The 15,796-nt window shown below is 65.3% G+C and carries 19 protein-coding genes; 10 read left to right on the top strand and 9 right to left on the bottom strand.

Features of this window, described 5'->3' with window-relative positions:
* Positions 1-3 precede the first annotated feature (3 nt).
* Positions 4-1,122: a thiamine ABC transporter substrate-binding protein gene (locus CP556_RS07365; RefSeq protein ID WP_098725023.1), complete on the bottom strand. Its 1,119-nt coding sequence runs from the start codon at positions 1,120-1,122 to the stop codon at positions 4-6.
* A gap of 118 nt (positions 1,123-1,240) precedes the next feature.
* On the opposite strand from CP556_RS07365, the gene CP556_RS07360 reads away from it, so the two are divergent.
* On the top strand, positions 1,241-2,353 hold the full coding sequence (locus tag CP556_RS07360) for an AI-2E family transporter (protein ID WP_098725022.1): 1,113 nt from the start codon (positions 1,241-1,243) through the stop codon (positions 2,351-2,353).
* An 85-nt stretch (positions 2,354-2,438) separates the two neighbouring features.
* Positions 2,439-3,008: a DUF5518 domain-containing protein gene (locus CP556_RS07355; RefSeq protein WP_098725021.1), complete on the top strand. Its 570-nt coding sequence runs from the start codon at positions 2,439-2,441 to the stop codon at positions 3,006-3,008.
* 18 nt (positions 3,009-3,026) lie between these two features.
* On the opposite strand, the gene CP556_RS07350 is transcribed toward CP556_RS07355, so the two are convergent.
* The 3 genes from CP556_RS07350 to CP556_RS07340 form a co-directional block, all read right to left on the bottom strand.
* Positions 3,027-4,415 carry an ABC transporter permease gene (locus CP556_RS07350; RefSeq protein ID WP_098725020.1) on the bottom strand — a complete coding sequence of 463 codons (1,389 nt, stop codon included), beginning with the start codon at positions 4,413-4,415 and terminating at the stop codon, positions 3,027-3,029.
* Positions 4,412-5,188, bottom strand: coding sequence for an ABC transporter ATP-binding protein (locus tag CP556_RS07345; RefSeq protein WP_255291424.1), 777 nt, complete (start codon positions 5,186-5,188; stop codon positions 4,412-4,414). The genes CP556_RS07350 and CP556_RS07345 overlap by 4 nt, the downstream gene beginning before the upstream one ends.
* A gap of 87 nt (positions 5,189-5,275) precedes the next feature.
* On the bottom strand, positions 5,276-5,611 hold the full coding sequence (locus CP556_RS07340) for a Sec62 family protein translocation protein (RefSeq protein ID WP_255291423.1): 336 nt from the start codon (positions 5,609-5,611) through the stop codon (positions 5,276-5,278).
* A gap of 276 nt (positions 5,612-5,887) precedes the next feature.
* On the opposite strand from CP556_RS07340, the gene CP556_RS07335 reads away from it, so the two are divergent.
* The 3 genes from CP556_RS07335 to rpiA are packed head-to-tail and all read left to right on the top strand — an operon-like array spanning position 5,888 to position 8,443.
* Positions 5,888-6,829, top strand: a complete 942-nt coding sequence (locus CP556_RS07335) for an ABC transporter ATP-binding protein (protein WP_098725019.1) — start codon at positions 5,888-5,890, stop codon at positions 6,827-6,829.
* A complete protein-coding gene (locus CP556_RS07330; protein WP_098725018.1) occupies positions 6,826-7,683 on the top strand; it encodes an ABC transporter permease in 858 nt (285 codons plus the stop codon). The genes CP556_RS07335 and CP556_RS07330 overlap by 4 nt, the downstream gene beginning before the upstream one ends.
* Positions 7,684-7,735: 52 nt before the next feature.
* On the top strand, positions 7,736-8,443 hold the full coding sequence (rpiA, locus tag CP556_RS07325) for a ribose-5-phosphate isomerase RpiA (RefSeq protein ID WP_098725017.1): 708 nt from the start codon (positions 7,736-7,738) through the stop codon (positions 8,441-8,443).
* Positions 8,444-8,466: 23 nt separating this feature from the next.
* Here the strand turns inward: rpiA and CP556_RS07320 are convergent, their stop codons facing one another.
* The 3 genes from CP556_RS07320 to CP556_RS07310 all read right to left on the bottom strand — a co-directional run bounded on the left by CP556_RS07320 (position 8,467) and on the right by CP556_RS07310 (position 9,689).
* Positions 8,467-8,874, bottom strand: coding sequence for a hypothetical protein (locus tag CP556_RS07320; RefSeq protein WP_098725016.1), 408 nt, complete (start codon positions 8,872-8,874; stop codon positions 8,467-8,469).
* A 51-nt stretch (positions 8,875-8,925) separates the two neighbouring features.
* A complete protein-coding gene (locus CP556_RS07315) occupies positions 8,926-9,381 on the bottom strand; it encodes a hypothetical protein (protein ID WP_098725015.1) in 456 nt (151 codons plus the stop codon).
* 140 nt (positions 9,382-9,521) lie between these two features.
* Entirely contained in the window at positions 9,522-9,689 is a 168-nt protein-coding gene (locus CP556_RS07310; RefSeq protein WP_008013450.1) for a DUF1931 family protein, read from the bottom strand.
* Positions 9,690-9,971: 282 nt separating this feature from the next.
* Between CP556_RS07310 and larB the strand changes: the two genes are divergently transcribed.
* The 5 genes from larB (at position 9,972) to CP556_RS07290 (ending at position 13,916) form a co-directional block, all read left to right on the top strand.
* Positions 9,972-10,730: a nickel pincer cofactor biosynthesis protein LarB gene (gene larB / locus CP556_RS07305; RefSeq protein ID WP_098725014.1), complete on the top strand. Its 759-nt coding sequence runs from the start codon at positions 9,972-9,974 to the stop codon at positions 10,728-10,730.
* A gap of 119 nt (positions 10,731-10,849) precedes the next feature.
* The gene (locus tag CP556_RS25885; protein ID WP_006184973.1) at positions 10,850-10,999 is read left to right on the top strand and encodes a DUF7563 family protein; all 150 of its coding nucleotides are present in this window, start codon (positions 10,850-10,852) and stop codon (positions 10,997-10,999) included.
* Positions 11,000-11,086: 87 nt separating this feature from the next.
* A complete protein-coding gene (locus CP556_RS07300) occupies positions 11,087-11,335 on the top strand; it encodes a GIY-YIG nuclease family protein (protein WP_098725013.1) in 249 nt (82 codons plus the stop codon).
* A gap of 165 nt (positions 11,336-11,500) precedes the next feature.
* Positions 11,501-12,430 carry a DUF8054 domain-containing protein gene (locus tag CP556_RS07295; RefSeq protein WP_176548147.1) on the top strand — a complete coding sequence of 310 codons (930 nt, stop codon included), beginning with the start codon at positions 11,501-11,503 and terminating at the stop codon, positions 12,428-12,430.
* Positions 12,431-12,521: 91 nt separating this feature from the next.
* A complete protein-coding gene (locus CP556_RS07290) occupies positions 12,522-13,916 on the top strand; it encodes a phosphoglucomutase/phosphomannomutase family protein (RefSeq protein ID WP_098725011.1) in 1,395 nt (464 codons plus the stop codon).
* Positions 13,917-14,061: 145 nt separating this feature from the next.
* On the opposite strand, the gene CP556_RS07285 is transcribed toward CP556_RS07290, so the two are convergent.
* Positions 14,062-15,375, bottom strand: coding sequence for a hypothetical protein (locus tag CP556_RS07285; RefSeq protein WP_141551645.1), 1,314 nt, complete (start codon positions 15,373-15,375; stop codon positions 14,062-14,064).
* A complete protein-coding gene (locus CP556_RS07280) occupies positions 15,270-15,776 on the bottom strand; it encodes a hypothetical protein (RefSeq protein WP_098725009.1) in 507 nt (168 codons plus the stop codon). The genes CP556_RS07285 and CP556_RS07280 overlap by 106 nt, the downstream gene beginning before the upstream one ends.
* Positions 15,777-15,796 lie beyond the last annotated feature (20 nt).

Below are 15,796 nucleotides of genomic sequence, written 5' to 3'. Positions count from 1 at the left end.
GGCCTACTGGCCGGCGAATTCGCGCGCCCAGTCTTCGACCCAGCCGTTGAGGTTGCCCCGGAGGTCGTCGTAGCCGATCGTCACCGCCTCCGGCGGCACGTGTGCGTACTGGTCGAACTCCTCGTCGAGGTCGACGTACTCCGATTCGACGGCCGGGAACTGGACGTTGCGCTGGGCGATGACGGCCTGAGACTCGCTCGAGAGGGCGAAGTTGAGGAATTCGTATGCGAGATCGAGTTCGGACGTGCCCTCGAAGATCCCCATCCCCTCGGGGTTGGCGTACCCCTGATCGTTCGGGAACGCGATCTGGTGACGGCTCATATCGTAGTCGTACTCGTTGGCGAACACCTGATCGGTCGAGTAGGAGACGACCATCGGCCGTTCTCCGTTCATGTAGGAGGCGGTATAGGACTCATCCCAGCTGTCGAGGATACGAACGCCGTTCTCGTCGAGAGCGCGCCAGTAGTCGAGATATCCGTCCTCGCCGTAGGCGTCGATCGTCCACAGCAGAAAGGCCTGTCCCGAGTCCGCACTCTGGGCGTTCTGGGCGAGCAACGCGTCCTCGTAGGCCGGTTCGGTCAGGTCGTCGAGCGTCTCGGGTTCGTCGACGACGGTTTCGTCGTAGACCAGACAGATGTAGCCAGTGTCGTAGGGGAGGACCCGCCCGTGAGGGTCGCCCATCTCGAGCCCGTCGCGGATCCGCTCGGCGTTGTCGATCCGGTCGACGTTGAGCTTGCGGAGGAGGCCGCCGTCGTCGAGGGTATCATCGATTCGGACGAGGTCGTCGACGTTCGCTCCGAGATAGACGTCGGCATCGATGTCGGCGTTCTGCCGTTCGCGATCGATGTAGTCGTTGATGGCGTTGTTCGGAACGGTCCACGTCAGTTCGGCGTCGGGGTATTCCTTCTCAAACGCCTCCTTGAGCCACGGGCCGGCCGTGCCCTCGCCGTCGACCATCGTCTCGTACGTCGCGACCTGCAACTCCCCTTCGAGGTCCAGATCGTCCGGCTCGGGATCGCCGTCGTTGGCGGGGTCGCCGTTCTCTCCGTCGCGAGTCAAACAGCCGGCGATGCCGGCGACGGCGCTCCCACCGACTGCGCCGACGAACGTTCGTCGTTTCATTACCCGGTGGTTGCACTGGGTTGTCTTAAGGCTCTTGATCGGTCGACGGTCCGCTTCGACGGGATCGCTTGAGCCGAAAGACTTTGTCCGCCGGGTGATAGTCACGGCTGTGACGGGAATGTCGACACAGAATGCGCGCGCGGACAGACGCCGTCCGTACGTACTCGCAGGAGTCGTCGTCGCGCTCGGCGTCGTGACCGGCGCTATTCTGCTCGAGGTACTCGGAACCATCCTCTTCGCCCTCACCGTCGCGTACGTCCTCATGCCGGTCCAAGGCTGGCTCGTCAGACGCGGGCTCACCGAGTGGACCGGCGCGCTCGCGGCGACCCTGATCGGCTTCGTAAGCGCGGTCGCCGTTTTCTCACCGTTGGTCATCGCGCTCTACGTTCGACTCGAGCAGGTCGTCGACCTCGTCGCGTCGCTGCCGCGGGAGCCGTCGGTGTCCGTTTTCGGGATGACGTATGCGATCGAAGCCGGTCAAGTACAGTCTTCCGTCCTCGACTTCCTCAGCGGGGCCGCGACCTCGTTCGCGCTGGAGCTGCCGGTGCTCGCGATAAAGTTCGCGCTATTCGTTGTGCTTCTGTTCGGACTGCTACTCAAGGGCAGTGAGGCGGGCCGGGCCGCCATCGCACCGGTTCCACACGACTATCGGGATATCGTCTACGCGCTCGCACGACGAGCCCGCGAGACGCTGTACGCCATCTACGTCCTGCAGCTGGCGACATCGCTTGCGACACTCGCCGTCGCATACCCGTTGTTCTGGGCCCTGGGCTACGAGGCGGCGATGACGCTGGCGATCGCCGCCGCGGTCTTACAGTTCGTTCCGATCATCGGCCCGAGCATGCTCGTCGTTCCGATCACGCTTTATCACGTCGCTGTCGGCGACCTCGTCGCGGCGACGCTGATCGGCGTACTCGGCCTCGGTCTCATCGCCTGGCTCCCCGATGTCGCCGTCCGCCCGCGACTCGCCAGACGGTCGGCCGGCTTTTCCGGCAGCCTCTACTTCGTGGGCTTCACTGGCGGGCTCTTCACCCTCGGCGCGATCGGCGTCGTCGTCGGTCCGCTGATCGTTGCCGTCTTCGTGGAAGCCGTCGATCTGCTCGCCGACGAGGTCGCCGACAGCGACGCCACGTTCACCGAACTCATGGAAGAGGGGCCCGAGGAGCCGTCGACCGATCCCGGAGAGACGGAGACGACGTTCGAAGAGCCGAGTTCGAACGCCGACGACTGAGACCGTCTCCCGACACGATTCGCGCACCGACGGCAGACACCGTTTGACCACCGACACTTTTCTCTCTGCTACCCTTTGGTTCGGTATGGTTCGGAGCCGAACGATCGTCAACGCGGGTATCGGCGCTATCATCGGCGTCGTCCTCTCGTTTATCCCCTTCTCGCCCGTCCTCGGCGGGGCCGTCGCGGGATTCCTCGAGGGACCGGACGAACGAGCGGGCGCGGTCGCGGGCGCGCTGGCCGGAGCGATCGCGTTCCTCCCCATCGCGGGGATCGGGTTCCTCCTCTTCGGCTTTCTGAGCCTCGGACTCGCCGGTGGCGTCCCCGTCGAAGGGGTCGCCCTGTTCGCGCTCGTGATCCTTGGCGTCGGGGCCTTCATCCTCCTCTACACCGTCGGGCTGTCGCTGCTCGGCGGGTATCTGGGGGCGTACCTCGCGCGGGAGTATCCCGACAGCCACCGCCGAACCCGGGAAACGGTCGGATTCGAAACGAACTCGGCGGACGGATCTCGCACGTCCGATTCGACGGCGACTCGAGACCGCGAGTTCGGCCACGAGTCCGACTCCGCGCTCGAGGGCGGCGACTCGAGCCGACGCCAGGACGATCGATACGCGGACGGGGATCGCGACCGCGGCTCCGAGCGAGAGCCGAAATAGGCCCTCGAGTCCCGTTCGTCACTCGTACCTGAGCGCGTCGATCGGATCCGTTCGCGCGGCCCGCCAGGCCGGATACAGCCCCGCGAGGACCCCGACGAGTATCCCCACGGCGATGGCGATCGCGACGTACTCGAGGGGGTAGACCAGCGGGAGATCGACGTACTGCGCTCCGAGATAGCCGCCGACGAGCCCCAGTCCCGTTCCCAGGATAGCGCCGATCACGCCCAGAATCACCGATTCGGTCAGGAACAGCCCGAGCACGTCGCGATTCTGCGCGCCGACGGCTTTCATGATCCCGATCTCGCGGGTCCGCTCGGTGACGCTGACGAGCATGATGTTCGCGATCCCGATCGAGCCGACGAGCAGGGAGATGGCCGCGATGCCGACGATGAAGTTCCGCAGGAGATCCAGCACGTCCTGAAGCTGGCCGAGCAGTTCCGTACTCGTCCGGAACTGCACCTCGAGGTCGTCGCCCAGGAGCTCGCTCGCGTCGGAGGCGTCGCTCTCGAGGTAGCTGGTCGCGCTCTCGCGGGCGGCATCGATATCGGACTGGTCGGCCGATTCGGCCTCGATGATGATCGCCAAAAACCGAGCGTCGCTGCTCGTGTCGCCCCCGTTGTCACCGCTCCCGTTACTGGCGCTTTCGTTGCTGCCACTCTCGTTTCCACTGCTCTCGTTGCCACCGCTCCCGTTGCCGTCGCTCTCGGCTCCGCCGTCGCCGTTACTCTCACCGTCACCCCCGAATCCCAGCCCGACTGCCTGTTCCGCGTAGTAGGGGTCCGTCGGCACGTAGATCCGCGGCGAGGACTCGAACCCCTCGAACGGGCTCAGCCCCTCGCTGGTGTCGGTGATGCCGACCACCTCGAGGGTCGTCTCTTGGCCCCCCAGTATCGTCACGGTCAGGTTGTCGCCGACGCTGACGTTCTCCTCGAACTGGCCCGCCGCCGCGGGGTTGATCACCGCTTCGCGTTCCCTCATTTCGAACTGCCTCCCCTCGACCAGTCGCTCCTCGCGGATATATGACTGCCCCGACGCGATCAACCCGTTACCCTGTGCGACCTGCTCCTCGCCGTTCGAGATCGCCTGCGTCTGGATCGTCGCGTAGCCGTAGGCCGCCTCGACCGCCTCGCGGTCCTCGACCGCCGCGAGATCGTCCGGCGTGAAGACGGGTTGGGCACCCGCCAGCGGGCCGCCCTCGGTGTCGGGTTCGGCGGCCCAGCCGTAGACGTTGCGCTGATCGTCGGGACTGATGTCACCGATCACGCCGGCCTGCAGGCTCGCACCCAGCGTGACGAACGTGATCACCGCAGCGATGCCGATCACGATCCCCAGCGTCGTCAGCGCCGAGCGGAGCCGATGGCCGCGGATCGACCGCCACGCGAGACGGAGGCTCTCGAGCGGATTCATTCGGCGTCGCCTCCGCCGTTTCGCCTTCCCTCGCGTCCCGATCCGCGGTCAGTCGTCGGTCCCATCCGCGACTCGCCGCTTTCCTTGAGTTCCTCGATCCGCTCGATTTTCCCGTCGAGCAGGTGGACGATCCGATCGGCCCGCTCGGCGACGTGGCGCTCGTGCGTGACGACGATCATCGTCGTCCCGCCGCCGTGGAACTCGTCGAAGAGGTCCAGAATATCGGCTTCAGTGGCGGTATCGAGGTTCCCCGACGGCTCGTCGGCCAACACGATCGCCGGGTCGTTGACCAGCGCCCGGGCGAGCGCCACCCGCTGGCGCTGACCGCCCGACAGTTCGTTCGGCAGGTGGTCGGCCCGATCGGCCAGGCCGACGCGCTCGAGCAGGTCGCGCGCACGCTCGCGGCGCTCGGAGCGGCCGACGTTCTGGAACAGCTGCGGTAACGCCACGTTCTCGACGGCGTTCAGCCGCGGCATCAGGTTGAACGTCTGGAAGACGAAGCCGACTTCGGTCCCCCGAAGTCGGGTCCGTTCGCGGTCGCCGAGCGTCCCGACCTCGCGACCCCCCACGACGACCGTGCCCTCGGTCGGCGTATCGAGACAGCCCACGAGGTTCATCAGCGTCGATTTCCCGGAGCCACTCGGTCCCATGATCGCGGTGTAGGATCCCCGTGGCACCTCAAGGGAGACGCCGTCGAGGGCGTGGACCGGCTCGCCGATCCGATAGGTCTTGCGGACGTTTGAAAGGGAGACGGCCGTGCCCGAAGTCGCCATGCGCGTTCGACCACGGACGCTCCAAAAAAGGTTCGGCGCAACGGCGGCCCGAAAGCGGTCACTGACCGCGAATTGCGGGCGACGTTCCTACCACTCGCTACTGACCGCTCCGTCTTGTGACGGTTCCCCGCTCGTCACGTCACTGCGGATAACGACGTAGATGATGAGGGCGATAATCCCCAGCGGTGGAAAGAGGAAGAGGAGTCCGGCAACGCCGATCGTCCACAAGAGTTCGTTGTTCGCCCGCTTCGAGGCGTCCTTGTAAACCCAGTAGGCGACGCCGATCGTGATGAGGAGGAGGACCAACGCCCCGATGAGATAGTACATCATCAGGTCGCCTGCGTCGGTCTGTAAGGGGAGGAGGGCGTGCTCCAGCATCATCTCACCTGCCTCGAGCGGTCGATCGTTCGGACGCGGGACCATCGGTGTCGATCGATGTCGACTCGATCGACGGGACGCGGAGTGCGTTCGTTCATTGTATCGTCCTCCACGTGATATACAATAAACACTAACTAAAGATCTTTCCATTGACAGCACGACGGGTCGCCGCGATACCAGCGGCGAGTACGGCCGGCTGTCAGTCGCATCGCTGTTCATCGAAGGCTGAGGGTGCAGGTACCGGAACGCCCTCTCGCGTCGCCGCTTCCCGGGCTGATGAGACAACCTATTTGTACTTCGAAAAACTACGATACTTAAACAGTGCCCTCCATCGACATCTCGGATGTGACGAAGCGGTACGGTACCGAAACGGCCCTCGAGGGACTGGATCTCACCGTCGAACGCGGCGAGATCTACGGCTTCCTCGGCCCGAACGGCGCGGGAAAGTCGACGACGATCAACCTCGTGCTCGATTTCATTCGGCCGACCCAGGGCGAGGTGCGCGTGTTCGACCTGGATGCCCAGTCGGACAGCCTCGAGATCCGCGAGCGGACCGGCATCCTCCCCGAAGGGGCCGAACTGTACGACCGGCTGACCGGCCGTCAGCACGTCGAGTTCGCGATCGAATCGAAACGAGCCGACGACGACCCCGACGAACTCATCGAGCGAGTCGGACTGTCGAGCGACGATGCCGATCGGAAGGCCGGCGGCTACTCGAAGGGGATGGCCCAGCGGCTCATGCTCGCGACGGCGCTGGTCGGCGAGCCGGACCTGCTGATCCTCGACGAGCCGTCGACGGGACTCGATCCCAACGGCGCTCGACAGATGCGCGAGATCATCCGCGAGGAGAACGCCCGCGGCGCGACCGTCTTCTTCTCCTCGCACGTTCTCGGTCAGGTCGAAGCGGTCTGCGACCGCGTCGGCATCCTCCGGGACGGCGATCTGATCGCCGAAGACACCGTCGACGGGCTCCGCGACGCCATGCCGAACGAGACCCGGCTTCGCGTGATCCTCGACCGCGTCCCGGACGACTCCTCAGCCGCGCTCGAGGCGGTCGAATCGGTCGACGGCGTCTCGTCGGTGACGCCCGAGGGCCGAACCATCGTCGTCGCCTGCGAGGACCGGGCGAAGACGACCGTGTTGCACACCATCGAGGAGTACGGCGTGACCGTCGAGGACTTCGAAACCGACGAGTCCTCGCTCGAGGACCTGTTCATGGCTTACACGTCCGATTCGGCCGGTAGTACGGGGGTGGTACAGTGAGTTCGATCGTCGTCGCGAAGAAGGATTTTCGCGACGCCATGCGATCTCGCGTGCTGCTCGGTCTCATTGCCGTCTTCGCTCTGTTTACCGCCGGTGGCGCGTTCCTCGCGTCGCGGCTATCGGGGCTGTTCGACTCGGGTGGCGGCGACACGACGATCGATCTGATCCTCGCGTTGCAGACGCCGGCGAGCTTTCTCGTGCCCGTCATCGCCCTGGTCGTCGGCTACGGCGCGATCGCCGGCGAGCGAGAGAGCGGGAGTCTGAAGTTCCTCCTCGGACTGCCACACCGTCGCCGTGACATCGTCTTGGGGAAGGTACTCGGTCGAACGGCGGTGGTGGCCGTCTCGATCCTGATCGGCTTCGGCGTCGGCCTGATCGGACTCGTCGCCTTCATCGGTCAGGTCTCGATCGTCGATTACGTCACCTTCACGCTGGTGACGGTGCTGTTCGGGTTCGTCTACGTCTGTATCGGCGTCGGAATCTCCTCGATGACGCGGTCGACGACCAAAGCCGCGATCGGTGCGTTCGGACTGGTCGTGCTGTTCTGGTTCCTCTGGAGCTTCCTCGCGCAGGCGCTGCTCTACGTCATCGAAGGCGAGTTCTTCCCCGACACGTTTCCCGACTGGTTCCTCGCGATGAACTCGTTGACGCCCGACGCCGCCTACGGCTCCGCGATCGCCGCCGTGCTCAGTGACAATCAGTTCACGGTTGCCAGCACCTACGAGACCGCGGGATTGACCGACGGAACGCTCCCGCTCCTCGCCGAGCCGTGGTTCGGTTTCGTCCTGCTGACGATCTGGGCACTCATCCCGCTCGGATTCGGGCTCTGGCGGTTCGACCGCGTCGACCTCTGATCGACGCCGCCGAGCTACAACGTTTTTCCCGTCGCCGCTCGCTTGCATAGCCATGAAGACGGAGGGTGGCTCCACCGCAGCGAAACGACGGGCCGGCGAACGTGCGGCCGAGGAAGCCGAAGCCGGATCCGTCGTCGGGCTCGGCACCGGCTCGACGACCGCTCACGCGATCCGGGCGCTCGGTCGCGCCGTCGACGACGGCCTCGAGATCCGCGGGATTCCGACTTCCTTCCAGTCCCGCGAACTGGCCCTCGAGGTCGGGATTCCGCTGACGGAACTCGACGCGGTCGACGCCGTCGACCTCGCGATCGACGGCGCGGATCAGGTGGTCGACGACCCCGATGCTCCGGCCCGCGGCGCGCTCATCAAGGGCGGCGGTGGAGCACACGCGCGCGAGAAACTCGTCGATACGGCCGCGGACCGATTCCTCGTCGTCGCGGATCCCTCGAAGCTGACCGATCGCCTCGAGCGGCCGGTCCCACTCGAAGTCCGTCCCGATGCCCACACGGTCGTCGCCGAGCGGATCCGGGAACTGGACGGCGAGCCGACGCTCCGGGACGCCGAGCGAAAGGACGGCCCGGTCGTGACCGACAACGGGAATCTGCTACTCGACTGCGCGTTCGGCTCGATCGACGATCCCGACGCGCTGGCGACGCGACTTTCGAAAATTCCGGGCGTCGTGGAACACGGCCTGTTCGTCGGACTGGCCGACGCGACCTACGTCGGTACCGAGGGGGGCGTCGAGGTACGGCGCTACTGACGCGGGGGCTGTTGAGCCGTTTCTCACTCCGTCGGCTCCGGATAGTCACCCGCCGCGTCGCGTGGCGCATCGACCGGCCGCGAGAACAGTACGGCGAGCAGGTAGACGGCCCCGAGAAGACGGGTCGCAGGTATCACCCAGCCCTTCAGCTCGAGGTCGTCGGGGTTTTCGTAGGCCGCTCCAAGCCCCCAGTCGACGACCGTCCGCGGGAGCAACGCCATGAGACAGCCGCCGATGACGATCCCCGTCTCGAGGCCCGCCGGCAGCCCATCGTCTCGGTGGAGGAGCCAGACGAACGCCAGCCCCTCGAGTCGCGCGATCGGGACCGTCCACGGTCGTAATCCGCCCCGATCGGGGGCCTCGAACGCGAGTCGTTCACCGAATTCGATGACCCGGTCGGGCGCGATCACCTCGAGCAGGCCGAACCCCATTCCAGTGTTCGTGTCGTAGTTCGCATCGGTTCCGTATCGATGTTTCAGCCGTTACCTCGAGCGGAGACGAAGCCGAGGCGACGACTGCTCCGATTCGTCGCGCGTCTCGTCGCTCGTCGTCCCCTCGCCCGTGCTCCGGGAGAGCAGCGTGACGGTCAGGTAGAGCACGCCGAGCAGGCGCGCCGCGGGCTTCACCCAGGGCCGTACCTCGAGGTCGTCGGTGTTGGCGTAGACGAAGTGCTGACTGAGCGTGATGATCGGTCGCGGGACGAGCACGAGCGCCAGCCCGGCGAGTCCAAGTCCCGCAGTGACCAGCGTCGATCCCTCGCGACCGCGGCCGAGCAGCCAGACGAAGAGCAGTCCCTCGAGTCGAGCGCCCGTCAGCGCCAGCGGTCGCCGCTGGGTCGCAGCGGGGTTTCGCAGGCCGATCCGCTCGCAGATTTCGATGATTGGCTCCGGCATGACGATCTCGACGAGTCCGAAGGCGATCAAGAGTCTCCGTAGCATGTCCCGCTCGTACCACGTCGGGGGGCAAAAAACTCGAGCCGGCGAGCCGAAGGTAACCGAACGGAGACCGGCCCGGCGATCGGTTCGGCGGCTACGCTACGTCGGTTTGCGTCCGCAAAAAATCGCTCAGATAGCGCGCCTTACAGGTCGCGGGGCTGGACCGTCTTCCGGTCGTTCGCCTCTGCGCGGCGGGCGGCGTCGTCGAGCAGTTCCGAGACTTCCTCGTCGAGTGCGTCGTAGAAATCCGAGGCGACGTTTTTGTCATCGAGCGCTTCCTTAACGGCGGCTTTGACGATAAGGTCTGCCATACGATGTATTCGTTTCGCATTACCCCATATAAGGATTCTGCTTAGCGACGGAAATACGGGGGTTGCAGCGGTTGATTCGCCCGTTTCGACGACCCGATCCACCGGAAAGTATATGTTTGATGAGTGGCGGAGCCGGTTTTCGCCGCTCTCGAACCGGTGGATCCGGCTCGCGCGCGGCCCTCCGGGGCTCGCGCGCACGTTCAGCGACTGGGGGACCGCCGGTCCCGTTCCGTCTCGAGACCGGGCCGACGGATTCGAGTACGTCGGTCGCGGAGGGCGAGTATGCGTGAACTGCTCGAGGCCGTCGCCGACGGCTCGCTGTCGCCGGCGGCAGCCGAAGCCGAACTCAGAGGATACGTCATCGGCGAGGCGGGCCGATTCGATGCGGCCCGCGACCGGCGTCGCGGGGTCCCGGAGGCGATTTTCGCAACGGGGAAGACCACCACACAGATCGTTGCACTGGCTGAAACCGCGCTCGAGACGACGGGGCGGGCGCTGCTCACGCGCGTCTCCGACGAACAGTTCGAGCGACTCGAAGCCCACCTCGACGAGACAGTTCCGGCGGCGACGATCGACCGGCGAAGCGGGGCGGTCCGAGTAACGACGCCGGCGTACGACCCGCCGTCGCTCGACGCGACGGTCGGGATCGCGACCGGTGGGACTGTCGATGGACCGGTCGCCGACGAGGCGGAACTCGTCTGTCTGGACGCCGGTGCGACGGTCGACCGGGTCGACGATATCGGCGTCGCAGCGCTTACCCGGACGCTCGACCAGCTCGATCGATTCCGCGAGGCGGACGTGTTGGTCATCGCTGCCGGCCGGGAGGGGGCGCTACCGACCGTCGTCGCCGGCCTCGTCGACACCCCGGTCATCGGCGTTCCGGTCTCGAGCGGCTACGGTCACGCCGGGGACGGCGAGGCGGCGCTCGCCGGGATGCTCCAGTCGTGTACCGTGCTGTCGGTCGTCAACATCGACGCGGGGTTCGTCGCCGGGGCCCAGGCGACCCTGATTGCACGGGCGATTGATGCCGCTCGTGACTGACATGCACACCTAGTTACGGAAAAATAGTTTCCACTACCGAAAACTCACACAGTGTATGGGGAAGGATATTTAACCGTTCACCCGGTACGTTCGAGTACCGGCTTCGGCCGGTGTGACCAATGCCCAAGTGTGACCACTGCGGCGCGCACGTCTCCGAACGGTTCGCACGCGTCTTCGCCGACGAACACGGCGAGATCCACGCGTGTGTGAGCTGTTCGGCCAACGCTGGAATCGCGGAAGCCGCGAAAGAGCGCGCTCGCGGCACCTGACCATCGCGATCGACGACCACACGAGCAACGACCACGCGCCCCCACCGGACCGGACGCTTTTTACGCTCCCCCGCCTGGCCACGAGCGATGGCCGATCACGTCGTCTACGTACTCGAGTGTGCCGACGGATCGCTCTACACCGGCTACACGACCGACCTCGAGCGCCGCGTCGCCGAACACGATGCCGGCGAGGGAGCGAAGTACACTCGCGGACGAACGCCGGTCGAACTCCGCTACCACGAGCGGTTCGACTCGAAGTCGGCCGCGATGTCCCGCGAGTACGAGATCAAGCAACTGCGCCGCGCGGCGAAGGAACGTCTCGTCGGCCTCGATTGAGAACCGGCCGCTCGAGGCGGTCGGTAGCCAGCGGTTCGTTGCTCTTCCAGTCGCCGGGCAACGCTTTGGCGCTCCCGAAGCCGTGAGCGCATCCCCGTCTTCCCTATTATCCCGAACACACTATCCGAAAAATAGATGTGTCGAGAGAATAATCGTTCTCTCGAGATGCAAATCGATGTCGTCGACGATCTCAGACAGCCCGAATACACCGGTGAGAACCGATGCGAACCGTGCACCGTCCTGAATCTGGTCATCGCGGCGGTACTCGGTTCCGTCATCGCGCGGAAATCCCGCCTCGGCGGTCTCCTCGCCGTCGGCGTTTCGGTGGCATTGATCTATCTTCGGGGATATCTCGTCCCCGGAACGCCGGCGCTCACCAAGCGATATCTCCCGCCCGAAGTCCTGCGCTGGTTCGGCAAGGAACCCGAACCGGACGTAGCCAGCGGTCTCGGAGGCGTCGACCCCGCGGCCGACACCGGGGACGTGACCAGCTTCGACGAGGCCGAGGCACTCGACACCGACGACGCTGGCGCCACCGCCGGCGAATCGACTGCACCCGAGGAGGAACCGACCCCCGTCGATCTCGAGACGCTGTTCCTCGAGCACGATATCCTCGAGCCCTGTGACGATCGGGACGACCTCTGTCTCACCGCCGACTTCGAGGCGGACTGGTTCGACGAAATCGACGCCCTCGACGAGTCGGGCATCGACGCCGCGGCGGCCGTCGACGCGTTCGGCTTCGACGCTGATCCCGACGAGTTCGAGCTCAACGAACAGAGCGAGTCGTGGTCGCTGCGCTCCCAGTCCGGTGCCGCGGGTCGCTGGCCCTCGCGGGCCGCCTTGCTGGCCGATATCGCGGCGAGCCGCGCCCTCGAGCCGTGGGTTTCTGACTGGGCTACTTACCCCCCCGAGACGAGAGGCGAGGTGCTCAACGGCCTCCGGATGTTCCTCGAGACCTGTCCGTCCGGCGGCGACGTGCGGATGGGCGAGGAGGTCGTCGAATCCTGCTGTACGTCACACGAGGTCGTCGCGGTCACCTGCGAGGAGACCGGCGAACGGCTCTTCGAACAGCGCCTCGCCGACGTCGACGCCTGACCCGGCCCCCTCGTTCGATTCCGGTCGTCGCGAGTCGCGCTCGCCGGCCCGTGCCGTCGCTTTTTTCGCACCGGCTGTCGACCACCGCACCATGGAGACGATCAGTTTCGGCACCGACGGCTGGCGGGCGACGCTCGAGGAGTTCACGGCCCCGCGGGTTCGGATGGTGGGGCAGGCGGTCGCCACCTATCTAACCGACGAGGGGATAGCGGGGCCGGTCGCGATCGGGTACGACGCCCGGGAGACCTCGCGCGGGTTTGCCGAGGAGCTGTCGCGAGTGCTGTGTGCGAACGGGTTCGACGTGTTGCTCGCCGACCGGGATCGGCCGACGCCGCTCGTCGCCTACGCGATCGTCGACCGCGACCTTGCGGGTGGGTTGGTCATTACGGCCTCGCACAATCCGCCGGAGTACAACGGCGTCAAGTTCATTCCCGAGGACGGCGCGCCGGCCCTGCCCGCCGTCACCGACGCCATCGCGGAGCGACTCGCTGAGCCCGAGTCGCTTCCCGAGGACGAACACGGGACGGCACGCGAGGTCGACTTCGCCGAACCTCACGCCGATACCGCCCTCGAGCTGGTCGAGTCGATCACTGGTACCACTGATCTCTCGGAGCTGACCGTCGCCTACGACGCGATGCACGGCAGCGGTCGCGATACGACCGACGCCCTGCTCGAGCGCGCCGGGGCCTCCCTCGAGCGCTCTCGTTGCGAGCGCGACCCCGAGTTCGGCGGTGGCTCGCCCGAACCCGCCGCAGAGAACCTTGGGGACCTGATCGCGGCCGTGACGGACGACGAAAGCGATGTCGACCTCGGGATCGCCAACGACGGCGACGCCGACCGTATCGCCGTTGTCACGCCCGAACGCGGCTATCTCGACGAGAACCTGTTTTTCGGCGCGCTCTACGACTACCTGCTCGAGACGGAGTCGGGCTCGGTCGTCCGGACCGTCTCGACGACCTACCTGATCGACCGGGTCGCGGAGGCCCACGGCGAGACCGTCCACGAGGTCCCGGTCGGCTTCAAGTGGGTCGCCGAGGCGATGGGCGAACACGACGCCCTCGTCGGGGGCGAGGAGTCCGGCGGGTTCACCGTCCGCGGGCACGTCCGCGAGAAGGATGGCGTCCTCATGGCGCTGCTTGCGAGTGCGATGCACGCCGCGGAACCGTTGGACGAGCGGGTCGATCGGCTGCTCTCCGAACACGGGACGGTCGTTCAGGACAAGATCAGCGTGGCCTGTCCCGACGACGAGAAAGAACGGGTTCTCGCGGCGCTCGAGGCCGAGATTCCCGACGCGGTCGCGGGGACCGACATCGAGGGCGTCAACACGGCTGACGGCTTCAAACTGCAACTGGCCGACGGCTCGTGGTTGCTCGTTCGTCCGAGTGGGACCGAACCCGTCCTGCGGGTCTACGCCGAGGCATCGGACGAGGATCGGGTCCAGGAACTACTCGAGGCCGGCGAGGAACTGGTCGCGCCGCTGGTGTGAGCGTTACGGTCGCCGAGACCCCCCTCGATACTGTCTCTATACCGTAAGGTCCGACTCGATAGAGGTGTCTTTCGTTAGATTCGATTGGCGACCGCTCTGGCTTCATCGATGTTTGAGCGTAGTAGATGAATGTCGCTGTGATCGGTCAGTTCGGGATTACGTGCTTCGATTCGGTCCAACAGTTCTTCGCCAGTCTGAATGCTCTCTTCGGCGATTGAACTGGTTTTGATGACGACTTTCTTTGCTTCCGGAAGCCGCTGATTCGGGTTGTCGGCCCCTTCGTATCGCAATACGTTTCTGCCCATGTGGTGTTGGCGACGTTTGTCTTCTCGAGGAGGTACCGAACGTCGTCTAACTCGGTGACGAACGTACGTGCCACACTCGAGTCGGAACTCCGCGAGAGCCGCGCCGCCAGCGCTGCCTGCTCGCTCGAGGAGAGGTCCTCGAGGTGGCGTAGCCCCTCGAGTTGACCGAGCGCGTGGTCGATACTCCCGGCAGTTTCCATCCCGTGCTCCTCTCGAAGCTGGCGACGAACGGCCGGTGCATCGATGTCCGGACTACCGCCGTCTGCGACGATTCGGTGAGTGACTTTCCCGGTCTTCGTGTTGATCGTATCGACCCGTCTGAGACCCGCCCCCGAATCGATGACGTCGCCGGCGTCGTCGAGCGCTTTCCGGAGATCGCCCGTACTCGAGACGCCTTTCAGCGTCCCCTTGGACCCGACGACCGTCTCGAGGACGAGATAGGTGCTGTAGCCCTGGTACCAGCCCGAGGCGAACTGACAGTAGTCCGACGACGAGCGGGAGGAGTCGGCGTACTGTTCGAGACAGTACTCGGCGGCTTCACTCGCAGTGTCTTCCGGTGTACGATGAGGGTTGTCCGTGTCTTGCGTGCGGTGGGTATCCGCGGCCATCCCGCGAACCATCTCCATCCAGAGTTGGCTCTCGTGTCTGGTGGGATCTTGCTGCACCGTCACGTACTCTTGGCTGAATTCGGCGATTGCCTCGCCGATCTCCCGGGGATCGTTGAAGAGCAAGCGAACGAAATCCGGGAGTTCCGCGGCGGCGTGCGTGAACCCCGAGAACGTACCGAGGTCGCTCTGGTCTGCCCAGTCGAATTCTCCGGCCAGGTGGCCGCCGATCGATCGTTTGCTGGCGACCGTTGTCGAACCGCGATTTCCGTATTTGTCTTCGGCCGTGACTACGGTATTGGCGCCGCGGAAGTCCGAGAGGACTTTTTCGCCTTCGGCATAGAAGTCGATCTTCTCTTCGACTTCGGTTGGTTCGATGCCGTACTGGGTGGAATACGTGTCAGAGAACTCCGTTACTCCCGTCTGTTCGAGTTCGACGTAGCTCACTCCGTGTGGGTCCTCGACGCAGATTTCGAAGACGAACTCGTAACCGGGGCGGTCGTACTCGCAGTCCGGTAGTTCGATCCCATCTCGCTCGCATCCCCCCACTTACCCAGTGTCCAGTGGCTATCGAAATCCTTCAGGTAGATTTCCGGTGGTGACGTACTGAAGATGGTGGGGTCTTTGTCGGGATCCTCGAGGGCCTCGTCGTCGGGAATGCCGTCGCCGGTAAGGGCGATGTCACCGAAGCTAGTCGTGTCGATCTGCTCGGGATCCGTTCCGAGTTCGAACTCGACGGCGTCGGGGAGACCTTCGCCGTCGGTATCGTCGAGTAACGGATCGGCGGAGACATCTCGAGTCGAGAAGAACGACGAGGCGTCACGGGGGTCGTCGGGATCGACGGCGACTTCCATCAACTCCTGGGCCTCGGACGAATCGTCGACGACTTCGATCTCCCAGCCCTCGAGCTGTTGAGCGTCGGTGAGGCCGTCGCCAGTCGTATCGATCATCGCGGGATGGTGAGACGCGT

The sequence above is a fragment of the Natrinema sp. CBA1119 genome, assembly GCF_002572525.1.
Taxonomy (GTDB): Archaea; Halobacteriota; Halobacteria; order Halobacteriales; family Natrialbaceae; genus Natrinema.
This window is presented reverse-complemented; position numbering and strand designations above follow the sequence as displayed.